Annotated in this window: 2 protein-coding genes; both read right to left on the bottom strand. The window is 43.6% G+C overall.

The features are described from left to right. The coding region (locus BCT81_RS01180; protein ID WP_102423031.1) for a class I SAM-dependent methyltransferase at positions 1-612 on the bottom strand (612 nt) is incomplete at its 3' end. A gap of 151 nt (positions 613-763) precedes the next feature. Next, a partial coding sequence (locus BCT81_RS01170) for a GGDEF domain-containing protein (RefSeq protein WP_133152481.1) occupies positions 764-1,297 on the bottom strand: 534 nt, incomplete at its 5' end.

The following is a 1,297-nucleotide window of genomic DNA, read 5'->3' as shown; positions in this document are numbered from 1 at the left end:
CGCCACCATAGGGTGTTCGTCATTCCAGACCTGAGTCTCACCAGCCGTAGTCTTCTCGATGCTGAGCTTCAATGCTTGCTTGTCGCCTTCACCCGAGTAATACCAGCCTGAGCGGAAGGTAAAATCGTCCTGTTCTTGATTGGTAGTATGACGAACAAACAGATCATTGCTGATCTTATCTTTGTCGACCACGTTAAAGCAGAATACGCCGCCTTGATTTAGGGCTTTGTGAACGCTTGCGATGCACTCTTTTAACTTCTCGATACCATCGTTGTAATGGATCGAATACAAAAAACAAGTAATGAGGTCGAACGGTTGTGACACTTCGAAATTACTCATGTTCTGTACAGAAAAGTTAGCTTCGGGACAGCGAACTTGAGCAATGTCTAGCATGGGTTGGTTCAGGTCAAGTCCGTTACTTTGATAGCCATAATCAATAAAGTGACGAACATGCGGACCAGTACCACATCCAAGGTCTAGGTGAGTTTTTCCTTCATTTCCAAAAATCTGATGTAGCCTACGAACGCAGTGACTTTGCGCTTGGTAGTCAATATCAACACACATTAAATCATAGTAACCGGATAGGTCGGTATAGAGCGCGTTGGCGGACATATTTGCCTGCAGCATTTGCTGAAAAAATTGGGGTGGCGCATAGTAAACTAGAACTTGAAAATAACAAGAAAATCTTAATTAAATTTGTTTATTGATACTGTCTACATTCTTTGGGTAACAATGGAAGTCCGCAGCGGCGTAAGTTAAATGATTAGCTGGGCTCTACGCAAGCGCATTCCGGATTTAGTGACACTCTGTCTTTACCATTAGCTTTCGCTTGATAAAGCGCTTCATCCGTTACTCTGATGAGTGTGTTTAGTGAGCGAGTGGTTCGAACGACACAGCTGTCAGTAATACCAATACTGACACTTGTGCTAAATGATTTTCGGTTAAAACCGATGAATTGATGGCTTCGAAACTCTTCACAAATACGCTCACCGACAATTGTTGCCTGGGATTCTGCCGTGGGCAATGCAGTGGCATGGTTTGTCTGAGACTTCGGAAAGAAGACAATAAATTCTTCACCATCCCAACGGCCAACAACACCATTTAGAGCTTTGACATGTTTCTTGATGATGGTTGCGAGTGTGCGAATGACGGTGTCACCGACGCTATGTCCAAATTGGTCGTTCACATTCTTGAAGTCGTCAATATCGAGTAGCAAGCAAGACATATTAGCTTGATTGTTAGTCGGTTTTTTTAGCCAGTCATAAACCGCTTGACGAGTTAATACCTGCGTAAGGTC

Origin of the sequence: Vibrio sp. 10N.261.52.A1, assembly GCF_002876325.1 — a bacterium.
GTDB classification, from domain to species: domain Bacteria; phylum Pseudomonadota; class Gammaproteobacteria; order Enterobacterales; family Vibrionaceae; genus Vibrio; species Vibrio chagasii.
This window is presented reverse-complemented; position numbering and strand designations above follow the sequence as displayed.